The organism is Lysinibacillus sp. UBA5990 (assembly GCF_002429815.1).
In the GTDB taxonomy this organism is placed as follows: Bacteria; Bacillota; Bacilli; order Bacillales_A; family Planococcaceae; genus Lysinibacillus; species Lysinibacillus fusiformis.
Genome location: NZ_DJAY01000011.1, coordinates 577227 through 596763 on the forward strand (window position 1 = coordinate 577227; position 19537 = coordinate 596763).

Annotated in this window: 13 protein-coding genes and 1 riboswitch; of the genes, 11 read left to right on the top strand and 2 right to left on the bottom strand. The window is 36.4% G+C overall.

The window, feature by feature from the left end; translation table 11 throughout:
* Positions 1 to 15: 15 nt before the first annotated feature.
* From B3D94_RS10330 to B3D94_RS10365, 8 genes are all read left to right on the top strand, one after another.
* Positions 16 to 390, top strand: a complete 375-nt coding sequence (locus tag B3D94_RS10330) for an SMI1/KNR4 family protein (protein WP_069481947.1) — start codon at positions 16 to 18, stop codon at positions 388 to 390.
* A gap of 259 nt (positions 391 to 649) precedes the next feature.
* Positions 650 to 808, top strand: coding sequence for a competence pheromone ComX (comX, locus tag B3D94_RS10335; protein WP_069483386.1), 159 nt, complete (start codon positions 650 to 652; stop codon positions 806 to 808).
* Between the two features lie 1051 nt (positions 809 to 1859).
* Entirely contained in the window at positions 1860 to 3134 is a 1275-nt protein-coding gene (locus tag B3D94_RS22935; protein ID WP_349679796.1) for a sensor histidine kinase, read from the top strand.
* A gap of 251 nt (positions 3135 to 3385) precedes the next feature.
* Positions 3386 to 6256: a hypothetical protein gene (locus tag B3D94_RS10345; protein ID WP_069481945.1), complete on the top strand. Its 2871-nt coding sequence runs from the start codon at positions 3386 to 3388 to the stop codon at positions 6254 to 6256.
* 144 nt (positions 6257 to 6400) lie between these two features.
* Positions 6401 to 7702, top strand: a complete 1302-nt coding sequence (locus tag B3D94_RS10350) for a hypothetical protein (RefSeq protein WP_291757259.1) — start codon at positions 6401 to 6403, stop codon at positions 7700 to 7702.
* A gap of 337 nt (positions 7703 to 8039) precedes the next feature.
* Positions 8040 to 9266 (top strand): MFS transporter, encoded by a 1227-nt coding sequence (locus tag B3D94_RS10355; protein ID WP_291757260.1) that lies wholly within the window; start codon positions 8040 to 8042, stop codon positions 9264 to 9266.
* Positions 9267 to 9285: 19 nt separating this feature from the next.
* Positions 9286 to 10701, top strand: coding sequence for a M20 family metallopeptidase (locus tag B3D94_RS10360; RefSeq protein ID WP_291757261.1), 1416 nt, complete (start codon positions 9286 to 9288; stop codon positions 10699 to 10701).
* 84 nt (positions 10702 to 10785) lie between these two features.
* Positions 10786 to 11748 (top strand): glutaminase, encoded by a 963-nt coding sequence (locus B3D94_RS10365; protein ID WP_069481941.1) that lies wholly within the window; start codon positions 10786 to 10788, stop codon positions 11746 to 11748.
* Between the two features lie 34 nt (positions 11749 to 11782).
* On the opposite strand, the gene B3D94_RS10370 is transcribed toward B3D94_RS10365, so the two are convergent.
* Both B3D94_RS10370 and B3D94_RS10375 read right to left on the bottom strand, forming a co-directional pair.
* Entirely contained in the window at positions 11783 to 13120 is a 1338-nt protein-coding gene (locus B3D94_RS10370) for an amino acid permease (protein ID WP_193832542.1), read from the bottom strand.
* A 164-nt stretch (positions 13121 to 13284) separates the two neighbouring features.
* A riboswitch (glycine riboswitch) is annotated at positions 13285 to 13361 on the bottom strand.
* A gap of 439 nt (positions 13362 to 13800) precedes the next feature.
* Entirely contained in the window at positions 13801 to 14187 is a 387-nt protein-coding gene (locus tag B3D94_RS10375) for a rhodanese-like domain-containing protein (protein WP_036122960.1), read from the bottom strand.
* Between the two features lie 204 nt (positions 14188 to 14391).
* Here B3D94_RS10375 and B3D94_RS10380 point away from each other — a divergent pair, with 204 nt between their 5' ends.
* The 3 genes from B3D94_RS10380 (at position 14392) to B3D94_RS10390 (ending at position 19407) form a co-directional block, all read left to right on the top strand.
* Positions 14392 to 15222, top strand: a complete 831-nt coding sequence (locus tag B3D94_RS10380; RefSeq protein ID WP_291757262.1) for a lipoate--protein ligase family protein — start codon at positions 14392 to 14394, stop codon at positions 15220 to 15222.
* A 188-nt stretch (positions 15223 to 15410) separates the two neighbouring features.
* A complete protein-coding gene (locus B3D94_RS10385; RefSeq protein ID WP_258268978.1) occupies positions 15411 to 17981 on the top strand; it encodes a vitamin B12-dependent ribonucleotide reductase in 2571 nt (856 codons plus the stop codon).
* Between the two features lie 274 nt (positions 17982 to 18255).
* Positions 18256 to 19407, top strand: coding sequence for a hypothetical protein (locus tag B3D94_RS10390; RefSeq protein ID WP_291757263.1), 1152 nt, complete (start codon positions 18256 to 18258; stop codon positions 19405 to 19407).
* Positions 19408 to 19537 lie beyond the last annotated feature (130 nt).

The following is a 19537-nucleotide window of genomic DNA, read 5'->3' on the forward strand; positions in this document are numbered from 1 at the left end:
AGAGGAGGTGACAAAATGTCTCCTTTACATAATATTTTTACTGCCAATCCTCCCGCTAGTGAGCATGATATCCTGCTAATAGAACAGACCATGGCTATTCATCTTCCACAGGAATATAAAAATGTCCTGAAAGAGTCCAATGGTTTTTCACTTATGAATGGTGTTTTAATATATGGTACCGAGGAAATAATGGAGAGAAATGAGACTTGGGAAGTGAATGAATATGCAAAAGGCTATGTTGCCATAGGGGATGATGGAGGCGGAATGGTTTTTTTAATGGCGTTAGAGAAAGAAGCTTGTCAGGTTTTTGTTGTAGACGTTGGCGATATGAATCCGCAACATGCTATATTGGTCTCTTCCCATTTAAACAGGTGGCTACAAGAGGGTTAAAATTGATTGAAAAAGTAAAAAGTGTAGAAGCTTGTTCCTACTATTAGGAGCAAGCTTTTTCTATGTCAATCTATGGAAAAATAAGCAATTTCATTACATATTCTATTATATTATTGTATTTTTTAGAAAATTATGTTGAATTATAGGTGAATGGTGGTATAATCAATTTATAGTTACAAATATGGTTAATAATTCCTTTGCACAGAGGTTTTATTGGATAATAATAGTAACTAAAAAACTAATGAAATGGAGCGATTTTATGATTAACATGGTTCAATATTTAGAGCAAAATCCGTCGTTGGTAACATTGTTAAAAGAAAAGAAAGCTTCTCTTGTTGGTGTAACAGAACTTGAACAAAAGGCAATTTTGGATTCGTTTGATGAAGATGTACGATTAGAAAATGGTCTGTGGTACTAAGTTAATAAAAAATAAGTGGCTATGGCTTGCTATAAGTATATATTTAACATTAGGAGTTTACCTACTATATGTTACTTATAGCACGCCTTTTTTGGGTATCAAATTACAAGAAAAAAATGATCAGTGGTTCATAACAGATCCATACTATAAGGACTGGGCAGAAAAGCAAAAAATTTCTAATGGTGATATTATTCTATCGATTGATGATAAGAATATTAATGAATTGAATAATATTGCTTATAATCCTGTCATTAGGGTTGCGAAGAAATTAACCCTGTTGAAAAGTAATGGGGAGATCTTTCAAATCGATATTGCACCCTTTGACATTCCAGAACAACTATTTTATGTTTTAGTGCTGCCCGGCTGTTTTTATTTATTAAGTTTAATAATCTCAATTTACTTATATTACAAACAAATGAACTCAAAGTTAATTAATTTACTTATTTTATTTATACTCACTGTTTCATTAGCTTACGTAAGTATTGGGGCTTCTGGAAGATTAAATATAGTTGGTACGATTGTAAATCGAAGTAGTATGTTACTTTGTCTTGTAATACTAATACATTTTTTAAAAAATTACTTTTTATTTTTGAATTTAAAATGGAGTTATATTAAAAATATAAAAATAGTATATTTAATACCTTTGATTATTATTTTTCTTAGTATACTTAGTATTGTCTATCCATCTACAAATCCTTTATTTTCTAAAATTACTTTATGGTTATTTTTTATTTTATTAATTGTAATTCTTTATATTCTTGGGAGAGGTTATTTAATTTATAAAACCCCTCAATTTAAAATTTTTTTATTAAGCATTATTATTCCGTTCTTGCCATTTCTTTTTTTGTTTGCTGTTCCAGAAATATTCTTTCAAAAACATATACTCTCTGGTGATGTGTGTTCACTTTTCTTAATGCTCATTCCTTTAAGTTTCTTATTCACACAACTCACAGAACGTATATTTGATATGGAGTACTTTATATCGCGAATACGCTATTACTTTAATTTCTCATTTGCTTTTACCATTTGGCTTTTGGGAGGTTTGTATTTATTGACGGATTTATCGATTACACGTATGACGGAGCTATTCTTTTTTACGTTTCTCTCCTTAATGGCATTGTTTTACATTAAGGAGCGGGTTGATTATCGTAAGCGAAAGATTTTGTTTTCTACAAAAGGTGACTATATCCATCGCTTATATACTACCGTCGATAGTATAGGGAGAGTTGTGAAGATTGAGGATTTATTGGAGAAGTTTGTCCAGGAAGTTGTGCTCCAGCTTGAGATGGAGAGCGTTTATGTTCTCACCTATGATTTTCAAACACACCAAGTTACGTTAACGAACAAATCCAAAGAATACAATCAACATCAAATTGATGAAGTTTTGCTTGAGCGATTAGTATTAGGGGATATTAAAAAAACAGATCATTTCTATATAGCCTTTATTCATCAAGATGCAAATTATAAACGAATCCTTGTGGTGGATCATAATAAATCTATTTATTTGAAGGATGAGGAATTACTATGGCTGGAATTGTTGCTGTTATATTTAAATAACTTTATTGAAAATACTAAAATGGTCGAGGAACTCTTAGATCAGTTAAAGCATATGAAAGAGGCAGATAATCGTCAGCTGCCCTGGCTCAATAAATTACTTTGGCTTCGTTTTGAGGAGGAGAAGTATCAGTTAGCCCAAGAGCTTCATGATACGATTTTACAAGAGCAGCTTCATATTGCAAGAGAAATGGATGTCCTGATGCACATGAAGGATTCAAAAAATATACCAACTAAACTTGGAAAGCTCCATGAGCATATGATTACCTCCTTGAATGATTTACGAGGATACTGTGAAAATTTAAAGCCTCCTTTATTAGATACATTAGGCTTAAATGCTGCACTGGAGAAGCTGATTCAAAAAATTCAAAAACGGGCAAATTTTATATTGTTATATACTATTGATCGACTTTACTTAGAGGACGAGCGTTTAAATTTAATGATTTATCGATTGTTTCAAGAATTATTAAACAATGCATTAAAACATTCCTATGCCAATACAGTTACCATCTATTTACTAAGCACGGAAGAAGGCTTTGAAGTTTTGTATAGCGATGATGGGGTAGGGTGTAATTTAGATGACATTATACTGGCCGAATCCATGGGCATTCAAGGTATGCAAGAGAGGGTTCAGGCGTTTAATGGGAAATTCACATTAAACAGCAAAGTAGGGGAAGGGATGATGATTCGTATATGCGTAAGTGAAACTCAATATCCGTATCCTTATGCGTATAGTACGCTGAACCGACCCACTTATATGATTAGAGGATAATCAGATGAAGCAGAAAGCGCTATATGCATACATTTTTACCTTTTAATCTCTTCATAATTTTTATGAGTGTGGATTAGAAGGCTTTTGTTTTTTTCTACAACATGGGAGTCTAAATAATATCAAAATATTGTTATTGTAGAGATAAGAATACAGGAGAATATACACTTTTTTGAATTCTTTCCCCTGAATAAAGGAAATCAGGGAGATGTGGCCGATATAATTCAATAGAAGGATTGAGGAGGTCAACTGATTTGAATAAAAAATTATTTTTAACAGCAGCAGCAATACCCGTAGCACTTATTGTACCAACTGTTGCAAGTGCAGAGGAAATGGTAACGGTCACAGGGCAGAATATTGTGAATGAAACATTAACCGTTCATCAATTACCCAATAATGCCATAGTCAATGCCTACCAATGGTATTATCTAGAAAAGGTAGCTAGTGAAGATGGTTCAAAAACGTCCACGAATAAACCCATTGCAGGTGCTACTTCTGCTTCGTTAAAGGTGCCAGTAGAAGCAGCGGGTAAAACCATTTTTGTGGAAGCCACTACAACCGAGGGAAAAAAATATCAAAGTGAGCAAAGAACCATTAATCAATTGGATCTTGCGATTACAACGCCAACGTTAGAGGGCTTTTCGACTTCAGATTTTGTTGCACCTGGTGAAACGGTGAAAATAGCGGGTGTTACTGTAACGGATAAGGCAGGAGCGAAATTAACAAGTGGTCAAATTACATATAGTTATCAATGGTTTTATCACCTAGGCGAGGGTGAAAATTCCTTCACTATTATTGAGGGAGCTTCAGGTAGCACATATACCATACCGAAAGATGCGATAGATAAGGGAATCAAAGATATTATTGTAAAAGTCAAAGCTCAGGTAGGCGCTTCTTTTGTGGAATCTCCACGTTCTGAAGTGATCTCTATATCAAAAGAACCAACAGATACATTAACAAAGGACATTAGTAATCTATTAGTAAATGATAACAAATATAATGTTTCAGATTTAAAGTCGTTTGAGGAGAAAGTAAAGGCTTTAGAAAGTAAGTATCAAGCTTTGTCAGCCCCGGCTAAAGGGAATGTATCGAATTATGCTGTCCTTAAACGAGCACTTGAAGATGTGGACCTTATCAATAAATTAAATGAAAAAGTGGACAAGGTAGAGGGAGTTAACGACAAAGATTTGCCTAAATATATTAAAGAGATTGAAACGGCATACGATAAGTTCGACTTATTACAACGTAGCTTAGATGTCAATGATGTTTTATATACTAGCATTAAAAACCTTTTAAATGAGCCAAATGATCTTGAGGAAATAAAAGAAGTTAGAAGACTTAATCAGGCAATCGTTAATTTACTCTCTTATTCGAATGGCATTCCACAGTATGTTCCTTCTGATAAGGATTCCTTACAAGGGGTCGTGAATACGATTGAGGCAGATATTGCAAAATTATCCCAAAATTATCGTGGGGCTGTTCAAAACCTAACGATTCTAAATGAGGCCAAAGCTGATATTAAAAAGGTGGAGCAATTTATTAAATCATTTGATAAATTATCAACCAATAATACGCCAAATAAGCAGGTAACGGTTGCAAAGTCTATTCGTTCTACCTATGAAAAATTAACGTATAAACAATTAAAATTAGTACCAGACAAGTATGTACAGCTTTTAACGACAGCTGAAAGTGCGGAAGAAAGTCAAATTGCTACATTAAACAATGATATCGATAGCTATATTGGGGATGATATTTATCCAATAAATCCATCTGCTAGTTCTTGGCAAAGTCATGTCAACAATGTGGCACGTATGGTAAAAGAATATAAGAGTTTAACAAAAGCATCGGCAGCCAAAATAGAGGGGTATGACAGCCTTGTTACATTACAAAAGGATTTAAAAACGGCTGAAAAAGTGATTAAAGATATGGATGCTTATCAAAAGCTATCTGGCACAACCGGTGTAACTGAAAGCAAATTGAATTCTAGCTATACGAATACTTTAAAAGCTTTTAACAAGCTTACGACTTTACAGCAATCGCTTGTTTACAATGCAGACGATTTTTTACTGAATACCCCAAAAGGTTCTGTTGATGGGAAAGTACCTGATGATAAGGCTGCGGCTGAGGCACTGAAGGGTGATATTGCTAAATATGCGGATGTCACTAAATTTACATTTGATCAATTAGAAAAGGCTGTTGATGCTTCAGCACAATCCTATAAAAAATTGTCTTCGGCGGCAAGAAAATACGTAACTAATTACTATTTACTAACAGCTGCACAGAAGGACATTTCAGGTGTCAAATCCTTCTATAAAAAAATTCAAACTGCTAAAGAAGAAACGGATGCTGCTAAACAAGCTAAAAAAATAGAGTCTGTGCAAAAAGCGTATGCTAAATTACCTGCTAATCAACAACAATTAGCAAAAGAGCAATACGATGCACTGTTAAAGAATCAAATTATTGATGGAAATGCACCGAATATAAAGCAATTGAATGATGAAATAGCTACCATTGTGTCAAATGATCAATATTTAGTGTCTATTGATAAGATTAATACACTTTCTAAGCAATACAGTAGTCTAAGCTCAAGTGATAAAAAGCTGATAACGAATTATGATATTTTAAAAGCGGCAATCGCGGATGTAAAAAAAGTAGAATCCTTTATGAAGACATATGAAAAATCATTTAGTACTAATCCAAGCACTGTCATCAAGGCATTTGAAAAACTTACATCTAAGCAAGTGAGCCTTATCCATTCTGATATACGAAAATTGATTAGCGAAAAGCAACAAGGTCAACAACAAACGAATGAACATGCTTTGACTTTAATTGAATCGATTAATTCTCTCCTCGTCAATGGTGAGTATATAGCTGATCTAGAGGGTAAAGTAAAAGATATTCGTACTAAGTATGATGCCTTGAGCGCTAACGATAAAAAGATTGTCAAAAACTACTCGAAGCTTACACAAGCCGAAAGTGATTTGAAGAAGGTTGCTGACGTCCATGCATTATACAAAGCAGATGGCGATGAGGCGGCTATCAAAGCCTGGCAATCCGCTTATGGGAAACTTTCCAAAAAATTGGAATTACTTTATAAAAACATGTATCCACAGGATATAAAATGAGATAAGCCCCGAGAAATTCGGGGTTTTTCTGTATTGATTTTTTTATTTGTCTAGTAAATTGGTTGTCCGCTATACTATGAACAGAAGAGAAAAGAAATTTTTTACATAACTATTGTAGTTTCACAAAGAAGGTAGGAACAAAAGATGTATAAAATAGGTGTTGTAGGTCCCGTTAAATCCGTCAAAAGAATTATTGCTTTAGCCAGAGAGATTGAACAGGATATGGAATTTATTCCGTATATTTATGCGATAGCGACAGAGACAAAGCTTCTTGTGGAGACCTATGATCAAGATGTGGATTTCTGGCTGTTTTCTGGCTATATCCCCTATAAGATAGCGAGCCAAACAAAGGTTTCGCAGGATAAATTGGCTCATATCATTTTTTCGGAGGCGGCTATTTATAGAGGATTTTTAGAGCAATCCTATCGGCAAAAGAAGTTTATTGAAAATGTTAGCATCGATATTATACCTTCTCCCTCACAAATGGCTTCAGAGGGTCTAGCGGAGATCCAAAAAAATGTGAATAACATGTATTTAAAGGAATTTGATGTGGCGATTGATCCAAAAGAGTTGTTTGATTTCCACTATTCTCTTTGGCAGGAGGGAAAGATCGATTTTGCTATCACTTGCTATCCTTCCGTTGATGAGGAGCTGAAAGATCGAGGGGTTCCCTCCTATTGGGTATCTCCTACAAAAACAGAAATTTACCATACGGTTCAGCTGTTTACCGAAAAAATTAAAACGTCCTACTATAAAGAAACTCAAATTGGTGCAGTAATGCTTGAAATCAAGGATTTTGATTCCTTAAAGGAGCGCATGAAGCAAGGGTATCGCATCCAATATTTAGAGCTACGGACTAAGGAAAATCTACTTCAACTTTGTGAACAAATTGACGGTTCCCTCATTGAGGAGGGGAATGGAAAATATACGATTTTTAGTACAAGAGGAGCCATTGAAGGACAAATTAAATTTCTACAGGAAAAAATGATTCAATTATCAATAGAAATGGAAGCAAAAGTAACTGCAGGTATTGGGTTTGCACAGACAGTATTCAATGCAGAGCTACATGCTCATCGTGGGCTAAGGCAGACGAAGGAAAATGAGGCCATCGATATCGTTATGATTCAGGATGATGGTACGATTATTGAGTCGGTCGGAAATATGGAAGAGCTGTCTTATTCTTACCGAGCGGAAGATCCTGATATTTTAGAAAAGCTAAAAAAAGGTAATATTAGTATTAAAACATATATGAAAATCCATGCGCTTGTGCAGAAAATGCGCTGGAAGCATTTTACGACAAAGGATTTAGCGACACAGCTTCAAATGAGTGAGAGAAATGCACAGCGTATTGTTGCTGATTTATGTAGTGTAGATTTAGCAAGAATTTGTGGCGAAGAATTACAGCATACGCGTGGTAGACCAATAAAAATGTATCAGCTTGTCTAGAATCTAACAAAATGTTCCAAACCAATGTATGGTTTGGGACATTTTTTTTTTCTAAAATTTTTGGATCGATAAAACAAAGGTGAGTCCACAAGTTATGAGCTTTTTGAGGGAAGTCATTCTAGCTAGAAAAGCGATTATCTATTAGAAATTTTCAAAAAAATATTGTTTTTTTTGAGTACTTTGATTATTATACGAATATATAACGAAAATGTCGGTATATAAAAGGGGTTTTTAATTTTACTAGATTTGCAAGGGGGCAAGGATCTTAACGAACGATTGTAGCGGTGATGCAGTCACTGCCATAAAGAGAAGGTTTTTGATCATGGGAGGGATATAAATGACAACAAATGACGTAACGAAAAAATCTAGAAATGTTATCCTTGCACTATTATTTTTAGGCTGGTCTTTAGGAAATTTAGATCGCTATATTATGAACTACGCGGTCGTCTCCATTACAGGAGATTTGCAATTGGATGCATCTTCGACGGGTATCATTTTAAGCGCTTTCTTTTTAGGCTATGCCATTATGCAAATACCAGGAGGCTGGTTAGCTGATAAATTTGGCGCAAAACAAATCTTGCTGATGGCTGTCATCATGTGGTCCATTTTTACCGGATTAACGGCTATTGCCTGGTCTTTAACAGCGATGATTGTTATTCGTTTCTTATTCGGCATTGGAGAGGGTGGATTCCAGCCATCAAGCTCTAAGATTATTGCCACGATTTTCCCAAAAGAAGAAAGAGGAAGAGCGATGTCGATCATGCTGACTTCTGGTGGGATTGTTTCACTAATTGTACCGCTGTTAGCCGCTTATCTATTAGGAACGATTGGCTGGCGTATGATGTTTATCATTATCGGGGCTATTGGAGCGATTATTGCTTATTTATATTGGAAATACATTCAGCTCCCGAAAGCTGAAACAGCAGATGCTGCTGAGACAGGTAGTCCGGCAGTTAAGGTAAGCTTTAAAGAGCTATTGAAAACACCCCTCATGTGGAATTTGATTATTGCTTATTTCTGTATTTATGCGGTGAACTGGGGATTAGTATCGTGGATTCCAACATACCTTCAAAAAAATCGCGGACTAGATTTAATGTCCATAGGTTGGGCACAAACGATCCCTGCCATTACAACGATTATTGGGGTGTATGGTAGTGGATATATCATCGATAAGCTTCCAAAAGGAATGGAAAAGGTGTTAGGCTCTATTTCCTGTGCAGTCATCGGTCTTTTATTGTATTTAATGTTTACTGCGAAAACGGTGACATTATTTATTGGCTATCAAACAGTTGTTTCTATCTTTATTGCATTTGTCATTACGCTACTACCGGTAATTGTTCTAAAGAAATTGCCTTCGTCTATTACAGGCTCAGCTATGGGGATTGCAAATACAGGCGGACAGCTAGCGGGATTTGTTACGCCTATGGCTATTGGTTTTATGGTAGATGCCTTTAATGGTTCCTTTGATGCAGCCTTTTGGATGTTAATTGGATTCGCGCTCATTTGTATTGTGTCGCTTGTAACGCTAAACGACCAAAAAGGAGCATTATTGAAAGCAGAATGAATAAATTGGAGGGACAATAATGAGTTTTCAAGAAAAAATTTCTACTTTAATTGAGGCAAAGAAGAGAGAAAGTGTGGCCTTAAGCGATGCGATTTGGGCTGTACCGGAGCTTCATTTTCAAGAAAGACAATCGATGCAATATATGAAAGAGGCACTCGAAAAAGAGGGTTTTCAAACTGAGGTTGGCGTAGCGGGTCTTGATACTGCACTTGTTGGAACTTTTGGCTCAGGAAAGCCAGTCATTGCCTTTTTAGGGGAATATGATGCACTACCAGGCTTGAGCCAAAAAGGTGGTGTTACTACTCATGAGCCTCTAGAAAATGGGGGAAGTGGTCATGGCTGTGGCCATAATTTATTAGGAACTGGCGCATTTGCAGCAGCTGTTGCAGTAAAAGATTATTTAGAGCAACATCCACAATCTGCAACCATCCGTTTTTACGGTTGCCCTGCAGAAGAAAATGGATCTGGTAAAGCTTATATAGCGAAAGCTGGCTTATTCGATGATGTAGATATCGCCATTTCTTGGCATCCTGGTACTTTTTCAACTGTGATGACTTGTAGTTCTCTAGCAAACTATGCTGTTACATTTAAGTTTACAGGTAAAAGTGCACATGCTGCAGCTGCTCCTCATCTTGGAAGAAGTGCATTAGATGCCGTTGAGCTTATGAACGTTGGGGTAAACTATTTACGAGAGCATATCATTCCAGAAGCACGAGTGCATTACGCTATTACAAACTCTGGTGGAACATCTCCGAATGTTGTTCAACCATATGCTGAGGTTACCTATTTAGTGCGAGCACCTAAAAAGCAACAAGTGCAAGAAATCTATCAGCGCGTTGAAAATATTGCGAAGGGTGCAACGCTCATGACAGGCACTTCCCTAGAAATCGATTTTGAAGGTGCAGCTTCAAATTTAATAACGAATAAGACGCTTTATGATGTCATGTATCAACAAATACTTGAAATTGGCATGCCAGACTATACAATAGAAGATGAACAGTATGCTCAGGCTATTTTCAATACGTTTTCTCCTGACGTACAAGCTTCTTCATTAATTGGTCTACATAAAGGCGATGTTCACCAATTACAAGGAAAAGTTATTGCTGATCATATTCCTCGTATGCTCCCTGAATTTACCATGGGTGGCTCTACTGATGTGGGAGATGTTAGCTGGAATGTGCCAACTGTTCAATGTACGACAGTATGTATGGCATTAGGAACGCCACTGCATACATGGCAAGTTGTTTCTCAAGGCGTCATGCCAATCGCCCATAAAGGTATGCTACAAGCTGCTAAAATTATGGCGTGTACAGCGATTGAGTTATTGGCTAATCCAGTACTGATTGAGGAAGCTAAAAAGGAATGGCAAGAACGTCTTGATGGGGAGACGTATGAATCGTTAATTCCGGAGGGGACATTGCCTCCAAAGCTATAAAAGGATAGCAAAAATATGGATAGAGTCTTCATAGGAGAACTATGAAGACTCTGTTTTTGCACATTTTGAAAGGAGTCCACAGTAATGTCTACACAACCAAGTCACGATCAGCTTGTGGCACAATGGGTAACGCAGTTTCGCTCTGCCGCCAATGAAGGACAGTGCGCAAACTATATCCCTGCATTAGCTAAAAAAGACCCGAATCAATTAGCTATAGCTATTATTGGCACTGAAGGGCATGAAATTAAAGCCGGTGATACGACGGAACTATTTACGCTTCAAAGTGTTTCCAAAGTAATCACCTTTATATTGGCCTGTATGGATCGAGGATTGCCATATGTATTAGAACGGGTGGATGTGGAGCCGACAGGGGATACATTCAACTCCATTATTCGCTTAGAAAGTCATCAACCAGGAAAGCCTTTTAATCCAATGATTAATGCTGGGGCGATTACTGTATCCTCTATGATGATTGGCCATTCACCACAAGAGAAGATTGACAAAATCCTGCAATTTTTAGAGCAAATCATAGGTAAGCAATTAAGTATCAATGAGGAAGTGTTTCAATCAGAGTGGCAAACAGCTAACCGTAATCGAGCACTAGCCTACTATTTAATGGATTCTGGTTTCTTGGACTGCCCAGTAGAGGCGGCTCTTGAGGTGTACCTAAAGCAATGTGCGATTGAAGTTAATGTATCCGATTTAGCGATGATTGGTTTAGTTATCGCTAATGATGGCTATCATCCACTATTAAAGAAACAATTATTTCCTAAACAAGTGGCAAAATTAGCAAAGGCTTTAATGGTAACATGCGGTATGTACAATGCTTCAGGAAAATTTGCGGCATTTATTGGACTTCCTGCTAAAAGTGGTGTTTCTGGTGCCATTCTTACTGCTGTCCCAGGCCATGCAGGATTAGATTCACCATTCCCTGCTGGCTGTGGAATAGGTATTTATGGACCAGCCATCGATCCTATCGGGAATAGTGTCGCAGGTGTCCAATTACTGAAACATTTAGCGACAGAATGGGATATGACCATTTTTTAACGAGTAGAAGATGACTTCAGAGTGAGCTCTGAAGTCATCTTTTTTTCATTTTATATAGAATGAATAAGGCAATAAACCAAATAGGTGTAAGTAGAAGTGCTGTACGTGTTGCCTCAGAAATAAACATCACAATTAATAGAAAAGCAAAAAAAGCAAGCACTACGTAGTTGATAAAAGGTGTCAATGGTGCTTTGAAGCTTGAGGCCTCATGTAGGGCACGATTTTTCCGTTTATAGATGATGTGAGAAATGATGATAATACTCCACACCCATATGAAGCAAATCGCACTAATAGTTGTCACGATACTAAAGGCATTCTCTGGCATTAGCTTACTTAACAGTGCCCCTGCAGATACAACAATTGCAGAAATGACTAGTGCGTTACTTGGAACACTATTTTTATTGAGCTTAGCAAAAGCCGGTGATGCTTGTTTATTTTTACCAAGATTAAAGAGCATACGACTTGTTGAGAATAAACCACTATTACCAGCAGAAGCGGCTGAAGTTAGCACGACAAAATTAATAATACCTGCAGCAATTGGAATACCCGCTAACGTAAATACTTGGACAAATGGACTGCTTGCGGCAGACATTTCATACCATGGATTGATACATAGGATGACAAACAGTGCCCCTACATAAAAGAGTAAAATTCGAAATGGTATTTTATTAATAGCAGAAGGGATGTTTTTTTGTGGGTCTGCAGTCTCGGCTGCAGATACTCCTACTAATTCCACACCGACGAAAGCAAAAACAACCATCTGGAAGGCCATTAAAAAGCCATATACTCCATTTGGAAACAGGCCTCCGTGGACCCAAAGATTATCTACTGAAACCGTCCCAGAGCTTGTTTGAAAGCCTGTCACTAACATAATAAGACCCAGGATAATGAGCGCCACAATGGTAATCACTTTAATGATAGCAAACCAAAATTCTAACTCCCCAAATAGTTTGACCGTCAATAAATTCAGCAGTAGTAATAATACTAAACAACCAATAGCTGGAACCCATTGAGGGATATCAAACCAATATTGTGTATAAACCCCCACAGCGATAATATCTGCCATCGCCGTCATGATCCAACAGAACCAGTAGGTCCAGCCTGTTACATATCCTGCCCATGGCCCTATGTATTCGGAGGCAAAATCTGTAAATGATGTATATCCTGAATTCGATAATAATAGTTCGCCCAATGCACGCATAACAAAAAAGAGTGCCGTTCCGACAATTAAATAGGCAAGGATGATCGAAGGCCCTGCTAACGCAATAGCTTTCCCAGAGCCTAGAAATAAACCAGTTCCTATTGTCCCACCAATGGCAATAAGCTGCACATGGCGATTTTTTAATTCACGTTTTAATTGTTGCTGTTCCACGTTAATCCCCCCAAAGATGCTTAAAAAATGATGACTGGAAAAATAAAAAAGAGACTAGTTGTGACACTAGTCTCGGAAAAACGTCAGAATAACAAATACCATTTGATCACGGATGTTTCATCAAATCATCTTAACCTTCGTATGGCATCGCTTAAAAAAGCTGTTATTACTCCTCTGTCCTTTTGCCTGAGATAGTGAACCCTTCGGCGACGCAAATTGCGCTCTCTCCAGAACTGCTCCTGCTATAGTTTGATCCATAGCATTCATAGCTTATTAATTTTATAATTATATATTATTTTAAGATATTATATATCCTAGCAGTGCTTTTACAATTATTCAACTATAAATTTATATTATTTTCAGAAAAATAGAAGAATGTAGTGCATAAATAAAAATTACTAACGAAAATTAGTATTTTTGGACATACAAAGATTTCACTAGTTTGAGGAAACGGGTAAATACGAAAGGCTTATGTGAAGAATGGTGAAGGCCATTAAAGTAATCTCTAAATGATGATGGGACGATTGTTGGGAAGAGGAAGCGGATCATTTATTTTATGTAAAATGCAATAAATAGCCACTTAAAATTTTGCAATAGATATAATATAGTAGAAACTCTGAATTTTTTGTATAAAAAGAAGCCGTCTCCTAGTTCTTTGAGACGACTTTTTTAGGGAAATATTAATATTTTTTGGCTTTTATTTTACCTGTCCAAGTTTTGAATCCACCTTGAAGTTGGTAAATTTGGTTGTACCCACGTTTTTTAAGAAATAGTGCAGCACGTGAGCTACGGCCTGTATTTTGACAGTATAAATATACTGGTAAATCTGGGCGAATTTCTTTATAACGTTGACGTAATGTTGTGGAAGGAACGTTTCGTGCTCCAAGAATGTGACCAGCATCAAATTCTTTTTGTTCACGAACATCGATTAGTTGTGCTTTACGATAGCCTTCAATAAATTGTTCTTGTGTTAAGTTGGTTACAGCTTTTTTGAGTCTTAGTGCATTAATACCGATGTATGCAATTATGACTACTAAAACGACACCGATTGTGATAAGTATGTCCAAGATTTTCTTACCCCTTTCTATCTTCTTTATTATTATAAAAGATGCGCTAGCGATAGTCCAATGAGTTTGATAAAATTAACTAGATTGTGGCGAATTCGTCGATATCGTTTCAAAAGCAACAACTTGAACTGTAACGTAATCTTCGTTAAGGTTGAACCGCAGGTGGGGCCTGAGGTATTTTTATAAATTGTAGGAGATGAACATATGACAACTTGGTATTTTTTAAATTCAGGGAAATGTAGTCCTTCTTTTAATATGGCACTAGATGAAGCATTACTTGATTGGCATAGTGAGGGGTTAATTCCACCAGTCATTCGTTTTTATGAGTGGGAACCAGCAACATTATCAATCGGTTATTTTCAGCAGGCTAAAAAAGATATAAATTTAGATGCTGTACGTGAGCAAGGCTTAGGTTTTGTACGTCGACCAACTGGTGGACGAGCTGTGTTGCATGAGCATGAGCTTACATATAGTGTCATCGTAACAGAAAGCTATCCAAATATGCCAGAGTCAGTGACAGAGGCGTACCGTGTGCTAAGTGAGGGAATCTTGCAAGGTTTCCATAACCTAGGGATGGATGCCTATTTTAGTGTCCCTGATACAGAGGAGAAAAGAGCAGACTTAAAGAGTCCGAAAAGTGCTGTATGCTTTGATGCTCCAAGCTGGTATGAGCTAGTAGTCGAAGGGAAAAAAATAGCGGGAAGTGCGCAAACACGTCAAAAAGGTGTTATATTGCAGCATGGTGCCATTTTATTAGATTTAGATCAGGAGAAGTTATTATCGGTCTTTAATTTTTCGAGTGAAGAAGCGAAGGATCGTATGCGCAGAAAATTACCAGAAAAAGCAGTAGCGATTAACAGTCTTGTGGAAGAACCTGTGACAGTTGAACAATGTGTCACTGCTTTTCGAGATGGTTTTGCAAAATCGTTGCAAATTGAATTAAAACCATTTACACTTTCTGAGGAGCAGTTAGATTATGTCCGTGCATTAGAAGAAAAAAAATATGCATCTGATGAGTGGAACTTCAAAAAGTAAAAAATGGTATAAAAAAAATATTTTTTAGCGTTCAATCCTTGCTATTACAAGTAGTTCTGATTCTATTGAAAAAAGCAAGAGTTGAATTGAAAATCTATATATAGTATCTTTTTTAAAGACATATACACAATATGTAGTGTTTAACAACACATGATATTGTGTATTTATTTTGTAAGGGAGGCAAAACGATGGTACTCACAAATCATCAACCCGATGTAAACAATCAATTTGAACAGTTAAACAAAGATATCGAACAATTCCCGCAGGTACACCCTGTAACGCCTGATATGCATATCACGCACAAAGGTGTATCAAGACTTGTCATGATCGATCGCTACTCGTTTAAAGACACAGAAAAGAAAACACTGAAAGCCGGTGACTTTGTTGTTTTAACGGTAAAAGCTGATCCAAAATTCCCTGCACGTGGTTTAGGGACAATTCAAAAGCTGGACATGACTACAAAAACAGCAGATATTTTGATTGAGGAAGATTATCGTAGTGCTTTAGACGATCCAAAAGAGCAAGAAACGGGTGTGATTACGCGTTCAATTGACGTGCTAGAGAAGCCTCTTGAGATTTTTTATGAACAAATCGCTAAACGAAATGCAACAGGACTGGCGATTGTTGAAAAAACGCCAGAAAAACGCCAAGAATGGTTTGAAAAATTTTATGAGCAATTAGTGTCCTTAAAGTTCATTCCAGCAGGACGAGTAATATACGGAGCAGGATCTGAAACAGATGTAACATTCTTTAACTGTTACGTAATGCCTTTTGTCGCTGATTCACGTGAAGGTATTAGTGATCACCGTAAGCAAGTAATGGAAATTATGAGCCGTGGTGGTGGAGTAGGAACAAATGGTTCCACATTACGTCCACGCAACACACTGGCACGTGGTGTAAACGGTAAATCATCTGGTTCTGTTTCTTGGTTAGATGATATTGCTAAATTAACACATCTTGTAGAGCAAGGTGGCTCACGTCGTGGAGCACAAATGATTATGCTTGCCGATTGGCATCCAGATATTGTGGAGTTTATTATTTCGAAAATGCAAAACCCACGTATTCTGCGTTACCTAATTGAAAATACAACGGATGAAACAATCATTCGTCTAGCTAAAGAAAAATTAAACTTCAAGCCACTTTCTATGCAGGAAGAAGCTATGTATCAAGGCATTGTAAACTATAAAAGCATTGAAGGTTTAGGTGGATTTGATACAGCAATTATTCGTGAGGCTGAAAATAAATTACGTGATGGTGGCACATATACTGTTCATAACTCAGAGTTCTTAACGGGTGCAAACATCTCCGTAACATTAACAAAAGAATTTATGGAAGCTGTTGAAAACGATGCTGATTTCGAACTGCGTTTCCCAGCGGTTGAAGAATACTCGAAAGAAGAAATGCACGCTTACAACACAGAATGGCATAATGTAGGTGACGTTCGCGAATGGGAGAAAATGGGTTATAAAATCCGCACATATCGCACGATCAAAGCGAAAGAATTGTGGAATTTAATTAACGTATGTGCAACATACTCTGCAGAGCCAGGAATTTTCTTTATCGACAATGCGAATGATATGACGAATGCAAAGGCATATGGTCAAAGCGTTGTAGCAACTAATCCATGTGGGGAACAGCCACTTGCGCCATACTCAGTGTGTAACTTGGCAGCAGTAAACCTTGCACAATTTGCAAATAAAGACAACCAAACTGTAGATTACGAAGCACTACGTGAAACGGTTCGTGTAGGCGTTCGTATGCAGGATAATGTTATTGATGCAACACCATATTTCTTAGAAGAAAACCGTGTACAAGCACTAGGTGAGCGTCGTGTTGGTTTAGGCGTAATGGGCTTAGCTGATTTACTCATTTATTGTGAGAAAGAATACGGTTCTGAAGCAGGTAATGCTTTAGTCGATGAAATCTTTAAAACAATTGCTGAAACAGCGTATGAGGCGTCTACAGAGCTTGCTAAAGAGCGTGGAAGCTTCCCATTCTTAGTAGGTGCTACGGACGAAGAAACAGCTCGTTTACGTAAAGCTTTTACAGAAACAGGCTTTATGCAAAAAATGCCTGCTCACATCAAGGAGCAAATTTTAGAAACAGGTATCCGTAACTCGCATTTATTAACGGTTGCCCCAACTGGTTCAACAGGAACAATGGTAGGCGTAGCAACAGGTCTTGAGCCATACTTCTCCTTCACTTACTACCGTTCTGGTCGTCTAGGTAAGTTTATTGAAGTAAAAGCTGAAATTGTAAAAGAATATTTAGATCGTCATCCAGAGGCTAATGAGCAAGAGCTTCCAGAATGGTTTGTAACGGCAATGGAGCTAAAACCAGAGGCACATGCTGATGTACAATGTATTATTCAAAAGTGGATTGATTCATCGATCTCTAAAACAGTAAATGCACCAAAAGGCTATACTGTACAACAAGTTGAAAAAGTATACGAGCGACTATATAAAGGTGGCGCTAAAGGTGGTACGGTCTATGTGGATGGTAGCCGTGATTCACAGGTACTTACGCTAAAAGCTGAAGAAAATGATATGGATCAATTATCATTTGAAGAAGAATTAGTAGAAGAACATACAAAACGTCCAGTCGTATTAGTTGATACGATTCAAGCACTAGAGTCCACGACGGTAATTGGCTCGGACGTAGGAAATACATGTCCAGTATGTCGTAAAGGAACAGTCGAAGAAATGGGCGGCTGTAATACATGTACAAACTGTGGCGCACAGTTAAAATGCGGCCTGTAAAATCGTAGAAAATGCTATCTTGTAGCTTTAAATAAAGCCATGATGAAACACCCCTTAGATTATTTTAATCCAAAGGGGTGTTTTTATGTCTTAACGAACTTTGGTTGTAATGCTGGCATTGGCAAATCAATAAAGTTTGTAGTCCGATATTGAATATCAATAGTAAAAGGAAATTTTTTATTTCAAATAGAATATATATATTGAATTAGTAGATGGGGGATAAAAAATGAATAACTATCTTAACAGAATTTCTCAAGACTTAATAAATTAAAATTTGAATCACTATTGGTCAGGATTTCAATCGGTTGCTTACGCACTATATGATAAAAATTATGTTTATTTATTTAACCATCCTAGAATGAAAAGAAGTGAACAAAATCATTATCAGATTTTTAATTGGGATGAGCGATTTATAGGTTGTACACTTATTCTCTATAATGATTATCCAACAGCAATTGTAAATATGGATTTGTGTGAGAATTATGAAAGTTTATATTCTCTTCTTGTCCATGAACTGTTCCATGGTTTTCAGTATGTGAAAGGTGAAACGCGATTTGCAGATGAAATTTTAGGAATTACATATCCGTTATCAAAAGAAAATGTGGAATTACGAAATCAGGAAAGAATCAACCTTTTTAGTGCTGTGCTAGAAAACAATATTATTAAAAAGAAACTATATCTTAATACGTTCATTGCTCTTAGAGAAAAAAGGGCTAATAAGTTCCCTAATAATTTATTATATGAAAGCTTAATTGAAACAATTGAAGGACCCGCGTGGTATGTTGAACTCAAGGCTTTCGCAGAAAAAACTCCGATAGCTTACGAATCCGTTTTAAAAAAATATGGGCAAAACCTAAAGGACAAATATGAGTCCACATCTAATATACGGAAGAGTTGTTATAGTTCAGGTTTGTTTATGTGTTTGTTACTAGATGAGTTTTCACCAGGTTGGAAAGAAAGTTTTTGGGGGGAAGAGGAAACATTATACGATATAATTAAACAACTTTCGGATAATTTAGTAAAAATAAATCAGGTAGAAATAAGTTCTGAAACAGAAGAAGTAATTAATTTTGCTATAGAATGTAGAAAAACTACATTTGAAAGCTTTGAACAACAAAAAGGAATTCATTTATTTATTGAAGGTAAAATAGATGCTAAATCTTTTGACCCGATGAATATCGTCTCATTCGAATATAAATTTTTACATAAAAATTTTCTAAAAGTAAGAATTAACAATGAAGAATATCTTGTACAGCAACCTGTAATTGCCTATTGTAAAAATCGGCTTCAAAATATCATTAAATTACATCTGATCCTAAAGAATAATCCTATTGAAAATGCCGATTCACTTACAATTGATGGAATAGGAGTAATCAAGGGAATGTATCAGAAACACGAAAATGTTTTGTATCTATATGTAAATTAGGACCATTTCTTTGTTAACTAATAAAATAATCAATCTATCGTTAATACAGTTAGTAAAAATAGAAAAAAGCTGTCATTTTGATCAATCTTCTTCAAAATGACAGACTTTTAAATACGTATAATCAAGGGAT